20 protein-coding genes are annotated in these 19,415 nt (G+C 59.7%); 15 read left to right on the top strand and 5 right to left on the bottom strand.

Annotated elements, in window-relative coordinates; translation table 11 throughout:
- Positions 1-26 precede the first annotated feature (26 nt).
- Genes OQE62_RS14100 through OQE62_RS14135 form a run of 8 tightly spaced genes read left to right on the top strand, consistent with a single transcriptional unit; the run spans position 27 to position 6,318 of the window.
- Positions 27-569 carry a c-type cytochrome gene (locus tag OQE62_RS14100; RefSeq protein WP_265722687.1) on the top strand — a complete coding sequence of 181 codons (543 nt, stop codon included), beginning with the start codon at positions 27-29 and terminating at the stop codon, positions 567-569.
- Positions 566-1,591, top strand: coding sequence for a hypothetical protein (locus OQE62_RS14105; RefSeq protein ID WP_265722688.1), 1,026 nt, complete (start codon positions 566-568; stop codon positions 1,589-1,591). Before OQE62_RS14100 ends, OQE62_RS14105 begins: the two co-directional genes overlap by 4 nt.
- Positions 1,584-2,000, top strand: coding sequence for a hypothetical protein (locus tag OQE62_RS14110; RefSeq protein WP_265722689.1), 417 nt, complete (start codon positions 1,584-1,586; stop codon positions 1,998-2,000). The genes OQE62_RS14105 and OQE62_RS14110 overlap by 8 nt, the downstream gene beginning before the upstream one ends.
- The gene (locus OQE62_RS14115) at positions 1,997-2,788 is read left to right on the top strand and encodes an SCO family protein (RefSeq protein WP_265722690.1); all 792 of its coding nucleotides are present in this window, start codon (positions 1,997-1,999) and stop codon (positions 2,786-2,788) included. The genes OQE62_RS14110 and OQE62_RS14115 overlap by 4 nt, the downstream gene beginning before the upstream one ends.
- The gene (gene coxB / locus OQE62_RS14120; protein ID WP_265722691.1) at positions 2,785-3,786 is read left to right on the top strand and encodes a cytochrome c oxidase subunit II; all 1,002 of its coding nucleotides are present in this window, start codon (positions 2,785-2,787) and stop codon (positions 3,784-3,786) included. The genes OQE62_RS14115 and coxB overlap by 4 nt, the downstream gene beginning before the upstream one ends.
- A complete protein-coding gene (locus OQE62_RS14125; protein WP_265722692.1) occupies positions 3,779-5,395 on the top strand; it encodes a cytochrome c oxidase subunit I in 1,617 nt (538 codons plus the stop codon). The genes coxB and OQE62_RS14125 overlap by 8 nt, the downstream gene beginning before the upstream one ends.
- Positions 5,382-6,056 (top strand): cytochrome c oxidase subunit 3, encoded by a 675-nt coding sequence (locus OQE62_RS14130; RefSeq protein ID WP_265722693.1) that lies wholly within the window; start codon positions 5,382-5,384, stop codon positions 6,054-6,056. The genes OQE62_RS14125 and OQE62_RS14130 overlap by 14 nt, the downstream gene beginning before the upstream one ends.
- 1 nt (position 6,057) lies before the next feature.
- Entirely contained in the window at positions 6,058-6,318 is a 261-nt protein-coding gene (locus OQE62_RS14135) for a cytochrome C oxidase subunit IV family protein (RefSeq protein ID WP_265722694.1), read from the top strand.
- A 164-nt stretch (positions 6,319-6,482) separates the two neighbouring features.
- Here the strand turns inward: OQE62_RS14135 and OQE62_RS14140 are convergent, their stop codons facing one another.
- Positions 6,483-7,145, bottom strand: a complete 663-nt coding sequence (locus OQE62_RS14140; protein WP_265722695.1) for a DUF899 domain-containing protein — start codon at positions 7,143-7,145, stop codon at positions 6,483-6,485.
- Between the two features lie 143 nt (positions 7,146-7,288).
- On the opposite strand from OQE62_RS14140, the gene OQE62_RS14145 reads away from it, so the two are divergent.
- Both OQE62_RS14145 and OQE62_RS14150 read left to right on the top strand, forming a co-directional pair.
- On the top strand, positions 7,289-8,287 hold the full coding sequence (locus OQE62_RS14145; protein WP_265722696.1) for a GlxA family transcriptional regulator: 999 nt from the start codon (positions 7,289-7,291) through the stop codon (positions 8,285-8,287).
- 335 nt (positions 8,288-8,622) lie between these two features.
- A complete protein-coding gene (locus tag OQE62_RS14150) occupies positions 8,623-8,994 on the top strand; it encodes a DUF1428 domain-containing protein (protein ID WP_265722697.1) in 372 nt (123 codons plus the stop codon).
- A gap of 292 nt (positions 8,995-9,286) precedes the next feature.
- Here the strand turns inward: OQE62_RS14150 and OQE62_RS14155 are convergent, their stop codons facing one another.
- On the bottom strand, positions 9,287-9,805 hold the full coding sequence (locus OQE62_RS14155) for a macro domain-containing protein (RefSeq protein ID WP_265722698.1): 519 nt from the start codon (positions 9,803-9,805) through the stop codon (positions 9,287-9,289).
- Positions 9,806-10,019: 214 nt separating this feature from the next.
- Here OQE62_RS14155 and OQE62_RS14160 point away from each other — a divergent pair, with 214 nt between their 5' ends.
- From OQE62_RS14160 to OQE62_RS14180, 5 genes are all read left to right on the top strand, one after another.
- Positions 10,020-11,102, top strand: coding sequence for a GGDEF domain-containing protein (locus OQE62_RS14160; protein WP_265722699.1), 1,083 nt, complete (start codon positions 10,020-10,022; stop codon positions 11,100-11,102).
- Positions 11,103-11,236: 134 nt separating this feature from the next.
- Positions 11,237-12,604 (top strand): glycosyltransferase family 39 protein, encoded by a 1,368-nt coding sequence (locus OQE62_RS14165; protein WP_265722700.1) that lies wholly within the window; start codon positions 11,237-11,239, stop codon positions 12,602-12,604.
- Positions 12,597-12,983 carry a GtrA family protein gene (locus OQE62_RS14170; protein WP_265722701.1) on the top strand — a complete coding sequence of 129 codons (387 nt, stop codon included), beginning with the start codon at positions 12,597-12,599 and terminating at the stop codon, positions 12,981-12,983. The genes OQE62_RS14165 and OQE62_RS14170 overlap by 8 nt, the downstream gene beginning before the upstream one ends.
- A complete protein-coding gene (locus OQE62_RS14175) occupies positions 12,980-13,963 on the top strand; it encodes a glycosyltransferase family 2 protein (protein WP_265722702.1) in 984 nt (327 codons plus the stop codon). The genes OQE62_RS14170 and OQE62_RS14175 overlap by 4 nt, the downstream gene beginning before the upstream one ends.
- A 93-nt stretch (positions 13,964-14,056) precedes the next feature.
- Positions 14,057-16,249, top strand: coding sequence for a serine hydrolase (locus OQE62_RS14180; RefSeq protein ID WP_265722703.1), 2,193 nt, complete (start codon positions 14,057-14,059; stop codon positions 16,247-16,249).
- Between the two features lie 316 nt (positions 16,250-16,565).
- On the opposite strand, the gene OQE62_RS14185 is transcribed toward OQE62_RS14180, so the two are convergent.
- The 3 genes from OQE62_RS14185 to OQE62_RS14195 form a co-directional block, all read right to left on the bottom strand.
- Positions 16,566-17,330: a VIT1/CCC1 transporter family protein gene (locus OQE62_RS14185; RefSeq protein ID WP_265722704.1), complete on the bottom strand. Its 765-nt coding sequence runs from the start codon at positions 17,328-17,330 to the stop codon at positions 16,566-16,568.
- Between the two features lie 183 nt (positions 17,331-17,513).
- Positions 17,514-18,404 carry a phytanoyl-CoA dioxygenase family protein gene (locus OQE62_RS14190; protein ID WP_265722705.1) on the bottom strand — a complete coding sequence of 297 codons (891 nt, stop codon included), beginning with the start codon at positions 18,402-18,404 and terminating at the stop codon, positions 17,514-17,516.
- 236 nt (positions 18,405-18,640) lie between these two features.
- Positions 18,641-19,408 (bottom strand): hypothetical protein, encoded by a 768-nt coding sequence (locus tag OQE62_RS14195; protein WP_265722706.1) that lies wholly within the window; start codon positions 19,406-19,408, stop codon positions 18,641-18,643.
- Positions 19,409-19,415 lie beyond the last annotated feature (7 nt).

A 19,415-nucleotide genomic window follows, 5' to 3' on the forward strand; every position in this document is an offset into this window, starting at 1 on the left:
GGTCTGAACCGAAGGGCCTCAACTTAGTGCCACTTTGGGTCGTTCTGGCAGGTTTCCTGCTCGCCGCCTGCGGCAACGATATGCGCGACCAGCCGCGCTACGATCCGCTGGCGCCCGCACCGGGCTGGCCCAACGACCAGTCCGCGCGGGTGCCGGTGGAGGGCACCGTGGCCCGCGACGAATCGCTGCAGCCGGTGCCCGACACACTGCCGGAGCCGCTCACCCGCGAACTACTCGAGCGCGGCGGCCAGCGCTACGAGATTTTCTGCAGCCCCTGCCACGGCGACAGCGGCCGCGGCGACGGCATGGTGGTACAGCGCGGCTTTCCGGCGCCGCCGTCGCTGCACGGCGCGCACCTGCGGGAAATTCCGCTGCGCCATTTCTACGACGTGATCGAAAACGGTTTCGGCAGAATGTACGCCTACGGCGCGCGGGTGCCGGCTCGCGATCGCTGGGCCATCGCCGCCTATATCCGCGCCCTGCAGCTGTCGCAATACGCGAAACTCGACGACTTGGCACCCCGGCAACGGAAGCAGTTGCAGCGCGAATCCCGGGAGGACACGCCGTGAATCCGCGCACTCTGCCACTGCTCAGAATCGCACTTTTGGCCCTGGGCGGCCTGGCCGCGGCCCTGGCCGGCGGTCTCCTCGCGCCGGCCTGGCTGGCGGCGGCGCTGGTGTGGGGCTCGCTGCCGCTCGGCGCGCTGGCGATTCTGATGGTGCACCGGCTCACCGGCGGGCGCTGGGGCGAGACGGGCGGCACACAGTGGCTTTTTCTGGCGGCGATAATGCCGCTGTTCGCCGCGGCCCTGCTGCCGCTGCTGGCGGGCATGCAGTCGCTGTTCCCCTGGACCCAGCCGGCCGAGACACTGCCGCAGCTGGTGCGCAACAAGCTCGCCTACCTGAATATGCCGTTCTTTATTCTGCGCAGCCTGGCTTTTTTTGCACTGTGGCTGTGGCTGGCGCGCGCGCCCGGGCGTATGCCGGCGCGGGGACTGCTGCTGTGGCTGCTGGCACTGACTTTTTTCTGCTTCGACTGGCTGATGTCGCTGGAGCCGGAATTCTATTCCGATGTCTACGGCCTGATGCTCGCCGCCGAGACAACTGCCGCCGCCTTCGCCTGGGCGCTGCTGTTCGGCATGCAGGGCATGGAAACGCAGGCGCGCCGCGATATCGCCAATCTGTGGCTGGGGGTACTCTTGGGCTGGGCTTTTTTTGCCTTTTCCCAATATATCGTCATCTGGTCCGCCAACCTGCCGGACGAGATCGGCTGGTATATCCACCGCAGCCGGAGCATCTGGCGCGCCGTCAGCGTCATCTCGTTCGCACTGTTTTTCGCGCTGCCGTTTGCGGTGCTGCTGTCCGGCCGGGCCAAGGGCAGCGCCCGCTGGCTGGCTTTCGCCGCCGCCAGTTGCCTGCTCGGCCACACGCTGCAGATCGGCTGGCTGGTACTGCCACCGTTCGACCACAGCGGTCTCTGGTCGCTGCTGTTGCTGGCGCTGCTGGTATCGCTGTTCGGCGCTGTGCTTTTTGCCGGCCATCGCCGCAGCGCGTTCGTCCCGGGAACCAGCGGCGAGGTGCCCCATGGTTGAGCGGCGCCGCCACGAACCCGACCTGCCCCGGGTGCGGCCCATCGCCCGCACACTCTGGCTGACCCTGCTGCTGGTGCTCGCCAGCGGCTGGCTGCTGTGGCATGTCTACCGGCTCTGGCAACCGCAGCCATCGCCGCCGCTCTTCGCCCCGCCGGCGCCGACACAACCACAGCTGCAGACAAATCCCCGCGCGGATTTGCGCGACTACCGCGAGCGCGAGCAGCGACGCCTGCAAAGTTACGGCTGGGTGAACCGGGAAGCCGGCGTGGTGCATATACCCATAGAGCGCGCCATGGACCTCCTGGTGGAGCGCGGCCTGCCCGGCGAAAGAAAACAGGAAGAGAACCGGCAAAATAAAAAGGACCGGGAAAAAACACCGGAAGCAGGCGAAAGGGAGGGCGCGCCGTGAAAGCATTCTCTCCTCTATCTCCGCTGATTCTGCTGCTGGCGCTGTCGGCGGCGCAGGCGCAGCACACGGAAAAGGGACCTCAACAGAAAGTCCTCGACAGTGTGCGCTTCGAGCAGAATATCGGCGCGGCGCTGCCGGCGGATATCGTGTTCCGCGATGCCCGCGACAAGCCGGTGGAACTGGCTTCGCTCGCCGCCCAGCGGCCGCTGATCCTGTTGCTGGCCTGGTTCGACTGCCCGCACCTGTGCCCGACGCTGCTGGAGCAGCTGGCAAAAGCTACCGCCGCGCTGCCGTTTGACGCCGGCGATTACCGGGTCGCCCTGGTGGGTATAGATCCGCGCACAACGCCCGCCGATGCACGCGTCTTGATGAAACAGCTGTGCGATCGCCACGGGCGGATGATCGACAACTGGACACTATTGACCGGCACCGAGGAGAACATCAAAAAACTCGCCGACAGAATCGGTTTCCACTACCGCTACGACGCCCAGCGCCGCAGCTACGCGCACCCGGCCGGGCTGGTGGTGGTCGCCCCCGGCGGCACAGTCAGCCACTACCTGCTGCGCATCGAGCCCGAACAGCCGCACCTGCGCCTGGCATTAATCGACGCCGGCCGCGGAAAACTGGGCAGCGCCGTGGACCGGTTGCTGCTGCGCTGTTATCAGTTCGACCCACACAGCGGCCGCTACAACCTGGCGGTGATACGCCTGCTGCAGGGCGCCGGGGCCCTGTCGGTGATCGCGCTGGCGGTATTCCTGGTGCGCCTGCGCGGGCGGGAGAAATCGTGAACGCCAAGGCGCAGGAAACACCAGCGATCGAGGATCCGCCAATCGGCCTGAAGCTGATCCCCGAGCAGGCCTCCGACTATGCGCAGCAGGTGGATTTTCTCTACTACGCGCTGCTGGGCATTTCCGCAGTGCTGATGGGGGTACTGGCCGCACTGGTGGTGCTGTTCGCGGTGCGCTATCGGCGCAGCCTTAAGGGCGAGCGCGGCGAGCGGATTTCCGAGCGCAGCGGCCGGCGCCTGGAAATCGGTTTTGCGCTGCTGCTGTGCGTGTCGTTTATGGGGCTTTTCTACTGGGGCAGCAGGCTCTACCTCGATCTTTACAGCGCGGTGGATACAGATATCACGGTCGATGTGGTGGGCAAGCAGTGGATGTGGAAATTCCAGCATCCGAACGGCAGCCGCGAAATCAACACGCTGCATCTGCCGGTGGGCGAAACCGTGGAACTGCGCATCACCTCGCAGGATGTGATTCACAGCCTGTCGCTGCCGGCCTTCCGGCTGAAGCGGGACGCCGTGCCGGGCATGTATACCAGGGCGCAGTTCACTCCCACCCGGCCCGGCAGCTACCGGCTGTTTTGCGCCGAGTACTGCGGCACCGACCACGCGCGCATGCGCGGCAAGGTGGTGGTGCTGGAGCGCAGCGACTACCAGCGGTGGCTGGCGGGCGGTGTCGACACGCCGGACCGCGCCGAGGCCGGCGCGCAGCTGTTCCAGAGTCTCGGCTGCGGCGCCTGCCACAAAGCCGACGGCAGCGGCCTGGGGCCGAATTTACACGGCATTTTCGGCAGCCGGGTCAGGCTCGCCGACGGCAGCGAGGTGGTGGTCGACGAAACCTATATCCGCGATTCGATCGTCGACCCCCAGGCGCAACTGGTGGCCGGCTACCAGCCGGTCATGCCGAGTTTTTCCGGGCAGGTTTCCGAGGAGGAAATACTGCAATTGATTTCCTACATTCAATCACTTGGGCAGCCACTCGAGGCCGACGGCGAACATGACTAGAGTCGTTTATTCGGAAGGCGAGGACCGCCACGCAACGCCGGCCGACTATCTCAGCGGCGGCTGGAGTATCCGCTCCTGGCTGCTGACGGTGGACCACAAGCGCATCGCCTGGCTGTACGCGGTCTCCATCACGCTGTTTTTCTTTTTCGGCAGCGCCGCCGCGCTGCTGATCCGCCTGGAGCTGCTGACACCGGCCGGCGACCTGCTCAGCGCGGAGAGCTACAACCGGCTCTTCTCGCTGCACGGTATCGTCATGGTGTGGTTTTTCCTGATCCCGTCGATACCGGCCACACTGGGCAATTTCCTGCTGCCGATGATGGTGGGCGCGCGGGATATGGCATTTCCGAAGCTGAATCTGCTCTCCTGGTATATCTATACCCTGGGCGGCATTTTCACCATCGTCGCGGTGATCGCCGGCGGCGTGGATACCGGCTGGACCTTCTACACACCATACTCGACGCTGTTTTCCAATTCCGCGGTGCTGGCGGCGGCAGTGGGGGTTTTTATCGTCGGCTTTTCGTCGATCCTGACCGGGCTCAATTTCGTCGTCACCACTCATACCATGCGCGCGCCGGGCATGACCTGGGGGCGGCTGCCGCTGTTCGTGTGGGCCAATTACGCCACGGCGCTGATCATGGTGCTGGCCACACCGGTGCTGACCGTGACGCTGCTGCTGATAGGCCTGGAGCGAACCCTGGGTATCGGCATTTTCGATCCGGCGCTGGGCGGCGACCCGCTGCTGTTCCAGCACCTGTTCTGGTTCTACTCGCACCCGGCGGTGTACATCATGATCCTGCCGGCCATGGGCGTGGTATCGGAGATCGTGGCCTGCTTCTCGCGCAACCCGATCTTCGGTTACACCGGCATGGTGCTGTCGATCATGGCCATCGCGCTGTTCGGTTTTATCGTCTGGGGGCACCATATGTTCGTGTCCGGCCAGAGCCTGTACGCGGGCATCCTGTTTTCGTTTTTCACCTTCCTGGTGGCGGTGCCGTCGGCGATCAAGACGCTCAACTGGACCGCGACCCTGTTCCGCGGCCGCATCAGTTTCGACGCGCCCATGATCTATGCGCTGTCGTTCCTGGAACTGTTTACCGTCGGCGGGCTCACCGGCGTCTTCCTGGCAGCACTGGCGCTGGACGTGCACCTGCACGACACCTACTTCGTCACCGCGCACTTCCACTACATCATGGTGGGCGGCGCCGTGACCGCCTATATGGGCGGGCTGCATTTCTGGTGGCCGAAGCTCACCGGGCGCCTCTACTCGCGCGCCTGGGCCACCACCGCGGCACTGGCGCTGCTGATCGGCCTGAACCTCACTTTCTATCCGCAGTTCCTGCTCGGCTACGCCGGCATGCCGCGGCGCTACCATTCCTACCCGGATGAATTCTCGATACTGCAGGTGCTGTCGACCCTGGGTACCGGCGTGCTGGCGCTGGGCTATTTGCTGCCGCTGATCTACCTGTCCTGGTCTCTGCGCCGCGGCGAGAAGGCCGGCCCCAATCCCTGGGACGCGAAAGGACTCGAGTGGCAGACGCCGTCGCCGCCGCCGGTGCACAACTTCCGCGAAACGCCGGTGGTGGAAGAGGGGCCCTATGCCTACCAATAAATCCCGGCCGGCAGTTCAATTCGACGATATGGACCAGCAGCGCCACGCGGGCCTGCTGGGCATGTGGGTGTTCCTGCTCACCGAAACGCTGCTGTTCGGCGGTCTCTTTGCCGGCTTCGCGATACTGCGGCTGCAACACGGGGCCGTTTTCGCCGAAGCGACGGGACACCTGAACCTGCCCCTGGCGGCGATCAATACCGCGCTGCTGCTCACCAGCGGCCTGACCATGGCACTGGCGGAACTGGCGGCGGGCGCGCGTCTGCGCCGCGCCACCCTGCGCTGGCTGCTGGCGACCATAGCGCTGGGCACCCTGTTCCTGGGGATCAAGGGTTTCGAGTGGTACAGCGAGTTCCAGCGTCAACTGGTGCCGGTGCTGAACCTGCCGTTTCACTATTCCAGTGAATTGCCGGCAGCTTCCGGCGAACAGCCGGTGGCGGCAGTGGCCGAACTGTTCTTCAATCTCTACTTCATCGCCACCGGGCTGCACGCGCTGCATATGCTGGTGGGCCTGGGCATACTGGCGGCGATGCTGTGGCTGGCGCACCGCTGGCGCAGGCCGGACCGCATCGACCGCCAGTTGCGTATCGCCGGCCTCTACTGGGCATTTATCGATGTGGTGTGGATTTTCATCTTTACCTGCTTCTACCTGCTGCGAGCCTGATATGAATTGTCGCTCCGCCGTTTTCTGCTGGCTGGGACTGCTGGCGCTGCTCGCACTGAGCCTGCTGGCCGGCGCACTGGACAACACGGCGCTGCGCTACTCGGTGCACTTTATCTGCGCCGGGGCCATGGCCGCGCTGATCATGCTGGTATTTATGCACCTATATACCGCAGACAGGCTCCTGCGCCTGGTGGCGGTAAGCGGGCTGCTGTGGATTGCACTGCTGATACTGCTGACGCTGGCGGATATGCTGACACGCTGATTTTATTGCTCGTCCGGCACCCTGGACTTCCGGCGCCAACGGCTGATACCGAGAGTAACGACACTGCCGGCGGATACGCCGCCGAGCATCAGCCAGGTTGCAGTACTGACGCAGACTGGACACATAACTCCCCCTCCATTCAGTCAGTGAATAGGTTTATTGCGTCAAAGCACATACTCGTCGTGTTTTCGCCACCACTGGTAAGGCGGAGTCTGCGGAACCTCCTCGGGAGAATCTTCCCAGAGCTCCTGGCGCCCCATGGGAGTCAAATCAAGATAGGTGAATATACTGCCGAGGTACTCCACACCGCGCCTGGTGGTGTAGTAGGTGCGATAAATGTCGTTTCCCTCGCGAATGAACACATTGACACCAAACATCTCCCCATTGTCGGTCGTTGCACCAAAATCCCGATTGAAATCGCTCTGATAGGAGGAGTACCAGGGAATTTTCCAACCCATACGCTCGTTCAGGGCGACGAGCCTGTCGTATGGCGAACGGGCAATCAGTACCAGCGATGTATTGCGGGCATGCAGATGGGAAATATCGCCCATATTGTCCACCATCATCGAGCAACCGGTGCAGGGTGCCTCGGCATCCGGCCCGTACATGAAGTTGTAGGTAATAAGTTGCTTGCGCCCTTCAAACATATCCAGCAAGCCGGCCTTGCCGCCGGCACCGGTAAATTCATAGGGCTTGTCGATTTTCACCCGGGGCAGACGGCGGCGCTCGGCATTGAGTGCGTCCTGCCTACGCATCTGCTCTTTTTCCTTGATGCGGAAGGCATCCAGGGCTGACTGCCATTCGGACTGACTGACGACCTTGGTCACGGGAACCTCCTTGATTGCGTAATGAGTACGGAAGCCAGTCTACGGGCTGGTCGATATCGCTGCGCAGTGGTAAAACGCCAGTTTAGGGGTGGGTTTGTGCCATTCCAGAGGCTATCATGAGTCAAAATAAAGGCGTAAACCCCATGAAAAACATCTACATACTTATCTTTGAAGATGTCGTCCTGTCGTCGGCCGCGGCGCCGCTGGATATCCTGACCCGCACCAACGCCATACTGGAATCGGCCGGAAGACCACCCGCCTTCCGGGTGGAGCTGGTGAGCGAGAAAGTGAAAAACATTCACCTGAGCGATCCGGCCCAGTTCAATTGCCAGAGAACACTGGCGGAGGTACCGGCCAAATCCTCCGGCCATAACTCCCCGCTGATTATTGTGCCGGCGTTCTCCGGCGACTGGGACTCGGTGTTCGCTAAGAACCGCGCCGTGGTGGAGTGGTTAAAACAACATTATGCCGTGGGTACGGAGATCGCCAGCTTGTGTCTGGGCAGTTATTTTCTGGCAGAGGCCGGGTTGCTGAAAGGCAAACCCTGCACCTCTCACTGGCGAGCCATCGATGATATGCGCGAACGATTTCCGGATATTCAAATGCAGGGCGACTTTGTGGTAACAGACCGGGACGGCACTTACACCGGCGGCGGCGCTTTTTCCTCATTGAATCTGGTACTGTATCTGGTGGAAAAATTCTGCGGTCACGACATTGGTGTGCAAGTCAGCAAAAATTTCTCCATACATCGCGACCACATCAACCAGGCCCACTTTTCCGTGTTCCGCGGATTGAACCAGCACGGCGACACCCTGGTACTGAAAGCCCAGACGTACATTGAGGAAAACTTCCAGAATGAACCCAGTGTTGAGCAAGTGGCAGCCATCGTAAATATGAGCAAGCGCAATTTTATCCGGCGCTTTAAACAAGCCACTCAATACACGCCGTTGGCGTATATCCAGAAAGTAAAAATAGAAGAGGCAAAAAACCGGCTGGAACATTCACACCAGAGTATCCAATCCCTGATGTATGACGTTGGCTACAACGATAACAAGACCTTTCGCGATATTTTCAAACGCATGACCGGTGTCACCCCACAGGCCTATCGCAAAAAATACGGGCGGGCCAACCTGGCCGTTTGACGGCTTTCTGCCTGACGGCAATGCAGAGAGTATCTGCAGCCTGTCCGGTTCGAAGCCGACAAACCAGCTTTTGAAGATGGCCTGAACCATCTGTTCGGGGGTCTGCTCGCGGTCCGGATTGATGCTGTTCTTCGAGTCCAATGCGGCGAGGATCCCAACAGTCTGTTGGATTTTCGAACATCGCGCTGCGATACGCATTATCTTGACGCAACCTTACCGCAAACAGGCGCGCCATGCCGGCCGGCGCTGCGCCCGTTTCCACTGTCGGTGTCGAATCCTCCCGTGTCCGTTCGACTAGGATTGAACACTCAGTCCGACAAATGGAGGAAGTAACCATGTCTTATATCGATGGCTTCGTAGCGGCAGTCCCCACCGAGAACAAACAGCGCTTTGTCGAGCACGCCAGGGCCGCCAACGAGGTCTTTTTGGAGCAGGGCGCACTGCGCGCGCTGGAGTGCTGGGGCGACGACGTACCCAGGGGCAAGGTCAATGATTTCTACGGCGCCGTGCAGGCCAGGGAAGGGGAAACGGTAGTGTTCTCCTGGATCGAATGGCCGGACAAGGCGACCCGCGACGCCGCCATGGGCAAAATGGAGGAGTTGATGAAAACCGACCCACGCATGAACCCGGAGCAGAATCCCATGCCATTCGATGGCATGCGGCTCATCTATGGCGGCTTTGAGCCGGTGGTGGTTCTGGGCGAGTGAAACCGACAGGGGAGACGGACATGAAAGGGCAGCGCTGGGTTTTTACGTGCAGGCATTTCGGCTGGCGCAAAAGCGGGGAGATGGGCAGCTATGAGTTCCTCAACCACGGCCCGGATATGGGAGGTACCCTGATCATGCCCCCGGGCACAGATTCCCGAAAGTGATAAATACTGCCTGACCGCTACCGATCCGGAGGGGGTGAATTTCGGGTTGACCGGCGGCAAGTAGGCTACTCAAGCCCCGGAGCTCCATCTACCTTCCGAAGCGCAGGCCGGTGCGGGCCCGCTGCCCGTCAGGCAGGGAAGAACCGCCGCTCCACCTGTCGCCACTCCGCCAGCGCCGCCGGCGTGTGCAGGCAGACCTTCAGGCTCTCGAAATCCTTTCCCTGCCCGTGCAGCACCTCCAGCGCCTGGTGTGCCGCGATCGAGTGGGGAAAGCGGTTGGTGCCGGCTCCCAGCGCCGGAAACACCAGGCTTTTGATTTTCCTCTCCCGCGCCAGCTTCAACACACTCTCGTAGCAGCGCCGCAGCTGCACCAGCGCCCCGGCGCCCCACTGGTCGCCGCTGCTCCACTGGGGTGTCACCGTATGCAACAGGTACTGCACCGGCAGGCCATAGGCGCGGGTAATGCGCGCCTCGCCCACCGGGCACTCCGGCTGCTGTTCGCAGGCGGCGACCAGGGCATCGCCGCCGCGATCGAAGACCTGCGCCGACAGCCCGCGGCCGCGAATCAGGTGTTTGTGGGCCGGGCACACCAGGGCGGTGGTGCGCAGTGTCAGGATATCCCCACTTGTCAGTTCTACTTTTGCCACGGTTCCCCATTCTTTGAGTTTGCCTGCTGATACTTTAGTCGAATGCTCGCGAGGTACTTTGGTGGCGGGGGGAATCACAATATACTTGGCACCCAGTTCCGGAGACTGCTGGAAAAGCGAACAGGATCCGGCGCTTTCGACATCACAAGAAAAACGCTGGCGGCGCCCCGCAACACGGCCCGGGCCGGAGGAACCAGCGACACAGGAACTCCCTATGACTCCAGGGTATAAAAACAACAGCCTGACCCTCCGCAACCCGCTGGAGGAGACGCGACAGCTGGACCTGCGTCGGCGCATCCAGGCATCCGGCTATATGCTGATCTTCTCCATGGCGATCACCGGCGCCATGGGCTCCATCGCGCTCACCGGCGGCGACCTGCTGCAGGCCGGTACCCTGTTCGGTGTGGCCGCGCTGATCCTGGCTGCCTATATCACCATCAACCTGGTGGGCCAGAGCAGGTCGACGCCACTGCTGGTGGGCACTCTGCTGCTGGTGCTGTATTTCTACCTGCTGCTGTCCGGCGGCGTGAACAACACCGGCCTGATGTGGGCGGTGATGCTGGTGCCCGGTTTCATCAACCTCTACGGCTACAAGGTCGGCGTGGCCGCGCTGACGGCCATCGGCGGCATCACCGCACTGGTACTTTTCTACCCGCAGTTTCCCGGGCTCACCGCCGAGTACGACACCGCCTACCGCGCCCGCTTCCTGGCCGTGTTCGGCGCCCTCACGGCGCTGACCGCACTGCTCGACAGCAGCCGCCACCAGACCCAGCAGCTGCTGCACCGCCTGACCCAGGAGCTGGAAAATCGCGCCAGCACCGATGCGCTCACCGGGCTGGCCAACCGCCGCGAGGCCTACCGCGCCATCAACGAGATGGAGCGGCGCAACCGCCACCTGGCCGGCCGCTACACGGTACTGATCGGCGACCTGGATAACTTCAAGACCATCAACGATACCTACGGCCACGCCTTCGGCGACCGGGTACTGCAGGATGTGGCCGAAGCATTGCGCGACAACATCCGCGCCGACGATATCGTCGCCCGCTGGGGCGGCGAGGAATTCCTGGTGCTGCTGCCGAACACCGACCTGCGCGGCGGCGGCGTGCTGGCTGAAAAGCTGCGCGGGCGCGTCGAGGCTCTGCGCCGGAAGTACGATCCGCCAGTGGATATCTCCATCAGCTTCGGCGTCGCCGAGGGCGATCCCGCCTGCGCCACCCACGGCCAGTTGCTGGCGGAGGCGGACGCGCGGATGTACCGCGCCAAGGACGGTGGGCGCAACCAGGTGGTCGCGGTGTAGGAGCCATCACCCGGAAACCAACACGCATCACAAACCGTGTAGCTGGCGCCTTATTCCGTGTTACCGCTATCCCCACATGGTTAAAATGAGTGCCAACCCGCCACCAATCAGAATAAAGGCAACGGGTAACAGCCATGCAGAATCACCCGGCGGAAACGGCCGCCAGTCGTTGGAGCGACTATTTCACCGCCCTGTCGTGGATGAATCTCCGCTTCACCCGCAACCAATATCTCTACGCCCTTCTTTACGGCCTGATAATCGCAGGGGTCTGCCTGCGTATTGATCAGATACTGCAGTTCAATCCCGTCGACCATATCTGGAGCGATCCACAGCGGCACTGGGAGCAGGGTACGGACGTACTGCGCAACGACCCCATGGCCATGACCGACCCGGTGCTCTACCAGCTCTACATCGCCGCTCTCGGTAAGCTCACCCTGAAAGACCCGCTGTTGGTCGCCTTCTATACCATTCTGCTGTCGTTGTTCACTCCCTGGATCTGGTATCGCTTCCTGCGCGAACTGCAGCCGCACAAGGCGCTGGCCCTGAGCGGCTGGGCAGCGCTGTCGCTGCTGCCATCCTGGGTCGCCATCTACAGCTACTTCATGCAGGAAACTCTGTTGCTGCCACTGCTGGGGGCTGCCCTCTATGCGAGCTGGCGCTGTCGCCGCAAGCAGACATTGCGCAGCTTCCTGTTGATGGTATTTCTCTGGAGCCTCGCCGGCCTGACCCGCGGTATCGCCATCCCGCTGGCGGCCGTCACCTGCTGCTGGCTATGGCTGGAACAGGGGGACAGGCTGCGCAAGGCCCTCTGGTCGACCCTGCTGCTGGCGCTAGTGCTGGGTCCGCTCGTCGTGCGCGGCTACCAGCAGATGCAACTCTTCGCGCCCCATGGCATCGGCAAAATGGTTTCCATCTACACCCGCTCCGGCAAAAGCAAAATCAACATCAACTACCAGCGCGACGGGGCGCGTTGGGGCTACTGGTTCGCCTCCCCCGCCACCGGTGAAAAGCCCCTCGCGCCACTGTCCGATTGGACCACGGCGCGCCGCGGGACCGTAGAGGTCAATATTGATGTGGAGCACGGTGCGGAAGACTGGCGCGAGGCGATGGAGCAGAACCCTCTGAGCGTCTCCAAATACCTGTGGATTACCAAGGAAAATCTCATCTACCTATTCTTCGGCGCCTCCTGGCCCGACAATAACCGGGAACGTACGCTACACAGAGTGAACATTCAGATGCGCTGGCTCTGGGCACCGCTGACCCTATTGTTGCTGACTGTCACAGTCATCTACTGGCGCAGACTGGGGGGAGAGAGAATGCTACCGGTGCTGTTACTGGTGTGGCTGCTGGTGCAGGGACTGCTGCCAATCGCCGTCAACGAGGGGCGCTACCGCAAACCCGGCGAGGGACTGTTACTGGCACAGGCGGTACTGGTGCTCGGAACCCTGGGCAAAGCATCCCGGCGGCGGCGCGAACGGAGCTGGGAGCCGAACGATGATTGAGTGGCTGCTGCAGCAACGGTTCGTACGCTTCGCCACCGTGGGCGCGGCGGCAACCCTGATGCAATTTTCCTCGCTGGCACTTTTCGTGGAGTTGTTGTCGACCAACGCAATTTTTGCTTCGGCGGCCGCCTTCAGCCTCTCCGCCGGCTTCAACTACTGGCTCAACTACCACTTCACCTTTGGCAGCCGTGCCGGCCACCGAGACACCCTGCCCAAATTCGTGCTGGTGGCGCTGATAGGGCTGACCATCAACACCACCTGCTTTACGCTTTTCGTAAAACTCTTTCACTATTTTCCCGCCCAGTGTATCGCCACAGGCGTTACCCTGCTCAGCAACTTCGTCCTGCACCAGCGCTGGATCTACCGGAGGGAAGAATGAAGCTTTCTTTGGTTGTGCCTGTCTATAACGAAGAAGAATCCATCAACCTGTTCTACAGTGCGGTGAGAAATTCGAAGAGCCTGGCCGAGCACAAGGTCGAAATAGTCTTCATCAACGACGGCAGCCTCGACCATACACTTTCAATAGCTGCTTCGCTCGCCAACAGGGACCCACAGGTTGTACTGATTGATCTTTCCAGGAATTTCGGTAAGGAGGCGGCCCTGTTTGCCGGCATTGAACACGCTTCCGGCGATGCGGTCATCCCGATGGACGCGGATCTGCAGGATCCAATAGAAGTGATACCACAGCTGGTGGAAAAGTGGTTGAACGGCGCCGACGTGGTACTGGCAAAGCGGATCGACCGCAGCAAGGACGGCTACCTGAAGCGACGCAGTGCGGAACTCTTCTACAGAATCAACAACTCCGTCTCTGAAACGAAGATCGAACCGAATGTCGGCGACTTCAGACTGATGTCGCGACAGGTAGTAGAGTCCATTAAACAGCTGCAAGAGCGCAAGCTTTTCATGAAGGGTATTCTGAGCTGGGTCGGGTACAGAACGGAGATCGTCGAGTATTCACGCGCCGAACGGGTTGCCGGATCGACCAAATTCAACGGCTGGCGGCTATGGAACCTGGCGCTTGAAGGGATCACTTCCTTCAGTACTGTCCCCCTGCGCATATGGACCTATATCGGCCTGTGCATCGCCTTCATCTCATTCGCCTACGCACTGTGGATGGTGACCGACAAACTGATCTGGGGTAACCCGGTCCCCGGCTACCCTTCACTGATCACTGCCGTTCTGTTTCTCGGCGGCGTACAACTGATAGGCATCGGCGTCATCGGCGAGTATATCGGTCGAATCTACATGGAAACAAAATCTCGGCCAAGATATATCGTCAGAAGTACAACCAACTATAAACCGAACGGTACTGGACAGCAGATAGAAAGAGAAGTCACAGCCGCCACCACGTCGGGATAATGGCCAGCAAAGAACTGTGACAAGCACAGGGAGACTACTCTCGAAACATCGAGATGTGCCATTTAATTTGCCAAGACCAGAAAGGATTGCATTATGTTGAAATGGAATTATATAAGTACAGTTTTTCTTACTTTGTTTTTTCATTGTAATTCCCAAGCAATTGAAAGAACCGACCTTGACGGCCATTTTTCTACCCCTTCTACATATATTGCTGAGGGTGGCGCTAACGGAATAACGTGGCGGTATACTGAAAATCAGCCTAACTCCGACTGGGTCAACCCTTCCTTCGATGACTCCGGATGGCAAATCGGCCACGGTGGATTTTATGATAACAGTAGCAACTCCATCGATGACAACACAACTCCGTTTGATGATACGGTTTGGCTAAGAACAGAGGTGGAACTGACGCACATAGAAATCGAGTCTGCCATGTTCTGGGGTCGCTGGGACGATAATATTGAAATATACATCAACGGCATAGAGGCCGTTGTTAAAAATGGCTGGGTTTCAACATATCGATATCTCGGAATGTCGGACTCTGCTCGCAATGCTCTGCATACGGGCACAAACACAATAGCAGTTAAGGTTAACAGCCCCGGCGACCCAGGATTCTTTGATGTATCTGTAGTTTCCACGCCAGCAATAGCTGATCTGCCCGTTTCCGGCTACTCAAAAAACCCTCAGCTCAACTGGATTTCCAATTATGCGGCAGCAGCCCTCTCTGAAAATGGCATACCTGCGGCTTCTCTCGCTATCACGAGGCGGCGGGTTCAGGATGGCGATACGCAGGTGATGTATGCAGCTGGATTCGGCTACATGGAAAAGGAATTCGATACTCCCGTAAGGCACGATAGCATTTTCCGATTGGCGAGCGTAGACAAACCTGTATCATTCGCTGCCCTGAAGCGGATGCTAACAGGGCGAATGGTGAAACATCTAGATGAAAACGGCAATCTCGACTATTACTACTGCGATGCTAGCCTAGATCAGAATAATCCGAATGCTGTTACCAATCCTGTTACCGGCAGCGATTTAACTTGCGCGGATAACGTTCTTGATTTGCTGTCCTATTACGGTGCCGTAAACGCCAATGAGGTTTCCGATAGTAGGGCCTTTAATATTACGATTACAGATATACTAAATTTCCAGTCGGGATTTACGGCGAGACCAAACCCTCAGAATACCACTGAAGTCAATAACTACTACAGCCATCTCGGTATTACCGCTCAGGAATCATCGCCAACACAGTTAATGAAATGGTATTTTTCAAATAATCTTACTCGCGATCCGGGAACTTCCTCTCAGTATAATAGCGATGGGGCCGCTGTTGTGCGGTTTTTAGTAGGAAAACTGGGCAATGGTCTGGAGAACTACCTGCAAAATCAACTTTTATCTGGCTCAAGCCATACAGACTTGCATATCGCGCACGAATATCCCGATGAACGAGTAGTCGATTCATCCGGCAATCTAAGAGAACCCTGGTATTTAACGCATTCCGCTCCTTTTGATTTCTGGATTGGGCTTGATGATGCCATGGCATTAGCAGCCAGTGCAGAAACCATTGGAGTATTTAAGGGCATATACGGCTATGGCAGAAATGATGGCGGAATGCAAGGAACTCAAGCTGTAACTTCGGAATTCGGCAAGGACTACGATAACGATGGCATGGAAGATTATGTCTTGAACTACACATGGCTAATATCAGGCAGTAACTTTCCATTTGGTCAAGCAGAATCATCCCAGCCGGATACTCAATATATTGATTCAAACCTTCGAATAAAGCTCCTGGACTTGCCTGTCACCGCCTGGGAACCACAGCAAGCAAGTAGCCCCTGCAGCACTCAATCCGGCAACCTGATAGGTGACTGCACTTTTACAGCCAATGGCTCGGTATGGAGCGTGGATTCTTACAATGATGGCTCAGGATATGCAAGTTATTCAAACCAAGAGTTGCGTATCAACGTTACGCAGCCAGGGGCAGAGCATTGGTACGTTCAAGCTGTAACCCCAGTTGCCACGTCTTCCGCCGGGAATTACATTCTCACATTCCAGGCTCGCGCGGAAAATAGCCGTTCAATAGTCGTCAATGTGGGGCACGATGGTAGTGACGATGGAAACTGGGAAAGTTACTACCAGGAGGAGATTGAAATAACGCAAAGTATGAAATCCTACACACTGTATCTTCCTAAGATTCCGACCGATAACAATGCACGTCTAGACTTTAATGTTGGCAATGCCGGTATAAACGATGTATTTATTGATGAAATTTACTTGGGGAAGGACTGACATAGCATTTCGTTATCAATCTGTCGCGAGAACATTTCTGACAGCCCGTTAACTCAAAAGCGGCGTTTGGAATGGAATCTGTTAATCCAAACCGCGCAATTTACATAAAGCCCGAACGCTGACGTCCCGGGCTTGGGGCGATCTCTTCCGCCCACAGCCCTTCGTCAGCAAGGCTGCGAACTAGTAGAGCTCGACCATTTGGCGGGAGGCGGGCATTCTTATGGATGTTCAACCGGGTCTGCTTGAGGCCGGCCTGGATCGCACCTCGAATTATCTGGGTGGCTGCGGGACACAGCAATCAACTGAAAAATCATAGTTAGCTGGCATCGATATCGACCAAGCTATGCAGTAAATAACCGGTGGCAAAAGCCAGCACCGCCGCGGTGCCACCGAGCAGCAGTGTCTTGAATCCCGAGCGCAACAGGGGCCGGGCGTAGACCAGGCTTTTCAGCATACCGATCACAAAAAACATCAGCCCCGCCAACAGGGCGCTGGCGGCAAAGCGGGATGGCATCGACAGGGGTGCAAACAGAAACGGCAGCAGCGGCACTGCACCCACAACGACAAAAGCGGAGAAGGTGGCCAGCGCCGAGGCCAGCGGCCGATAGCGGGCGCGGCTGAGGCCGTATTCCTCGGTGAGCATCGTCTCTATCCACAGTCTGTGGTTACCGGTGATGGTGGCGACGATCCTCTCCAGAGTCTCGCCGCGGAATCCCTTGGCGGCAAAAATCTGCCGCACTTCCTCACGCTCGCCCTCGGGCACCAACTTGATATGGCGCTTCTCAGTACGCCGCACCGACTCCAGGTGGTCGCGTTCCGCCGCCACCGCCTCGAAATTGCTCACCGCCATGCTGAAGCCGTCCGCCAGCAGGTTGGCGAAGCCCATGACCAGCACCACCGCCGCGGAAAATCCGGCGCCGAAGGCACCGGAAACGATGGCAAAAGTGGTGATACAGCCGTCTATACCGCCCAGCACCAGGTCGGAAACCCGCTGCGATTCGGGCTCCCGCTGCAAGCGCCGGGCGATGTTTTCCGGGCGGTGCTCAACGCGCAGCGCCTCGCGCTCGCTATTCTTCTTCATGGCAGCCGTTTTCCGCGAAGGATTTATCGCAGTTTAGCCGCAGTATCGTCGAGTCAACGCCTTGTTTTTCGCCTGCGAGCGGGCCCCTGCGATTGGAAACATCTTCGTAGGATGAGCAAAGTGGAGTGTGCCCATCAGGGAGTTGATGGGCACGTCGCTGCGCTCCTTTACCCATCCTACAGGTCAGGCGACAGCGGCAGGCGTGTAGTCGCGGCTGCTGAGGAATGCCGGGCGCGGTCTGGCGGCGCCGTAGGGCGCGACCGGTTTGTTCTCCACGCTGTTGTAGACGCACATCACCACCTGGCGCGGGTCGCCGGAGATGTTATCCGGCGAGCCGTGCAACAGGTTGCACTCGTGGATCACCAGGGTGCCCGGTTTGCCGGTAATGGCGTGTATTTCGCGCTCGCGCAGTATTTCGCGCATGGTATCGGGTTCCGGCACCCCCAGCGTCTGCTGGCGCAGGGAGGATTTGTAGTTGTCCTCACCGGTCCGGCCGCGACAGGAGACGTAGAGCTTGTGTGAGCCGGGAATCACGTACAGCGGTCCGTTGTAGTGGCTGTTTTCGTTCAGCATCAGCCAGGCGGTGAGCGCGCGCATGCGCGGCATGCCGTCCTCCACATGCCAGGTCTCGAAATCCGAGTGCCAGGCGAAGGAGCGGCCGCGGAAGGCGGGTTTGTTGTTGACGCGGGACTGCATCAGGTAGACGTCGGAGCCCAGCAGTTGGCGCACCATGGGCAATACCTTCGGGTGGCGGAAGAGACCGTCTATCTGTGGGCTGAAGCGGCAGGGATTGAAAATGGTGCGCAGGCCGTCGCCCTGGGGCTCGCGTACCAGCTCCTCGCGGCCCCGCAGTTCGGTGCGCAACCGCTGTATATCTGCCTGCAACGGCTCCACCAGTTCCGGCAGTAAGTCCGGGAATACCAGATAGCCGTTTTGTTCGTAGCAGTCGAGCTGGTCCCGATCCAGTGGCGATTCTCCCGACGGCGCAGGGCCGTGAATCACCGGGTCCAGCCTGGGGATGATTTGTTCCCCACCGCCCACGCGGGAAGGGTACAGATCATCTGTCATAGTCATTGGTCCTCCTTTGCAGAATCTTTTTTCGGCAGCCGTCAGCACTTCGCTGCGCATTGCGCAAAGGCCGGGAATGGAAGTACTTTTTGCTGCGAGATGCGGGCTCGGGAAAATGGAGCCGCAGTATGGGCGGTGACCGGGTCACCGGGGACAGGTTGCGCAGGGCAACCGGGATAGACACCGGCCGTAACCGGTGCGCTATTCCACCCTGTTAAGGATTTTTAGTCAAGGGGGGGTCACTAGCGAACGACAAAGCTGACCCGGTCCACGCCGGTGTTGCCCGTTTTCGGATCGTGGGCGTAGACCAGCAGTTCATAGACGCCGGGGGTTTTCACCGACAGGGGCGCACTGAAGGTATTGGCCTCGTCCTGCATTTCCAGTGTAACGGTGTCGAAGGTCTCGCCGTCTTTCTGCACCAGCGCCGCCACCTCGATCGCACTGCCGTCCCAGAGACCGCCGTCGGTCAGCGGACAGCCGCACATCATCACCACGTTGGCGCGGATCTCGAACGGGCTCTCGTCGAGCGTCGCGTAGCGGTGAGTCTGGGGGCTCAGGACATCCACCACGAAACCGGGAATCTCCAGGATCAGGCCGTCGCCGTCGATGGGTTTGCCCGGCACCAGCCAGGTCTGGGTCTGCGCCAGCACCCGCGCCTGCTTCTTGATGTAGGGCGCCAGCACCTCCACGGTCAGGAAAACCGGCTCGCTGATATCCAGTGTGGCCGTGTAAGACGCCGCCCCCTCGGTGATGGAGTCATGACGCCCCTGCGGCTTTTTCATGATCCGTTCGGTATTGCCGGTGCTGCCGCGGGTGGGCCCCTCAGCGAGAATGCGCCCGCTATCCGCCTCGCGGATGCGTACCAGGGCGCCGCCGATGGAGGTGCCGATAAACTTGGCATCCTTCGCCTTGGCCCGCACAACGATATCCGTGGGCACCGCCTCGGCCAGCGCTGCGCCGGTACACAGCATCAATGCGCACAGCCAGCCAAACAGTTTCAGTTTACGCATGCTTTTT

Origin of the sequence: Microbulbifer halophilus (assembly GCF_026183675.1) — a bacterium.
GTDB classification, from domain to species: Bacteria; Pseudomonadota; Gammaproteobacteria; order Pseudomonadales; family Cellvibrionaceae; genus Microbulbifer; species Microbulbifer halophilus.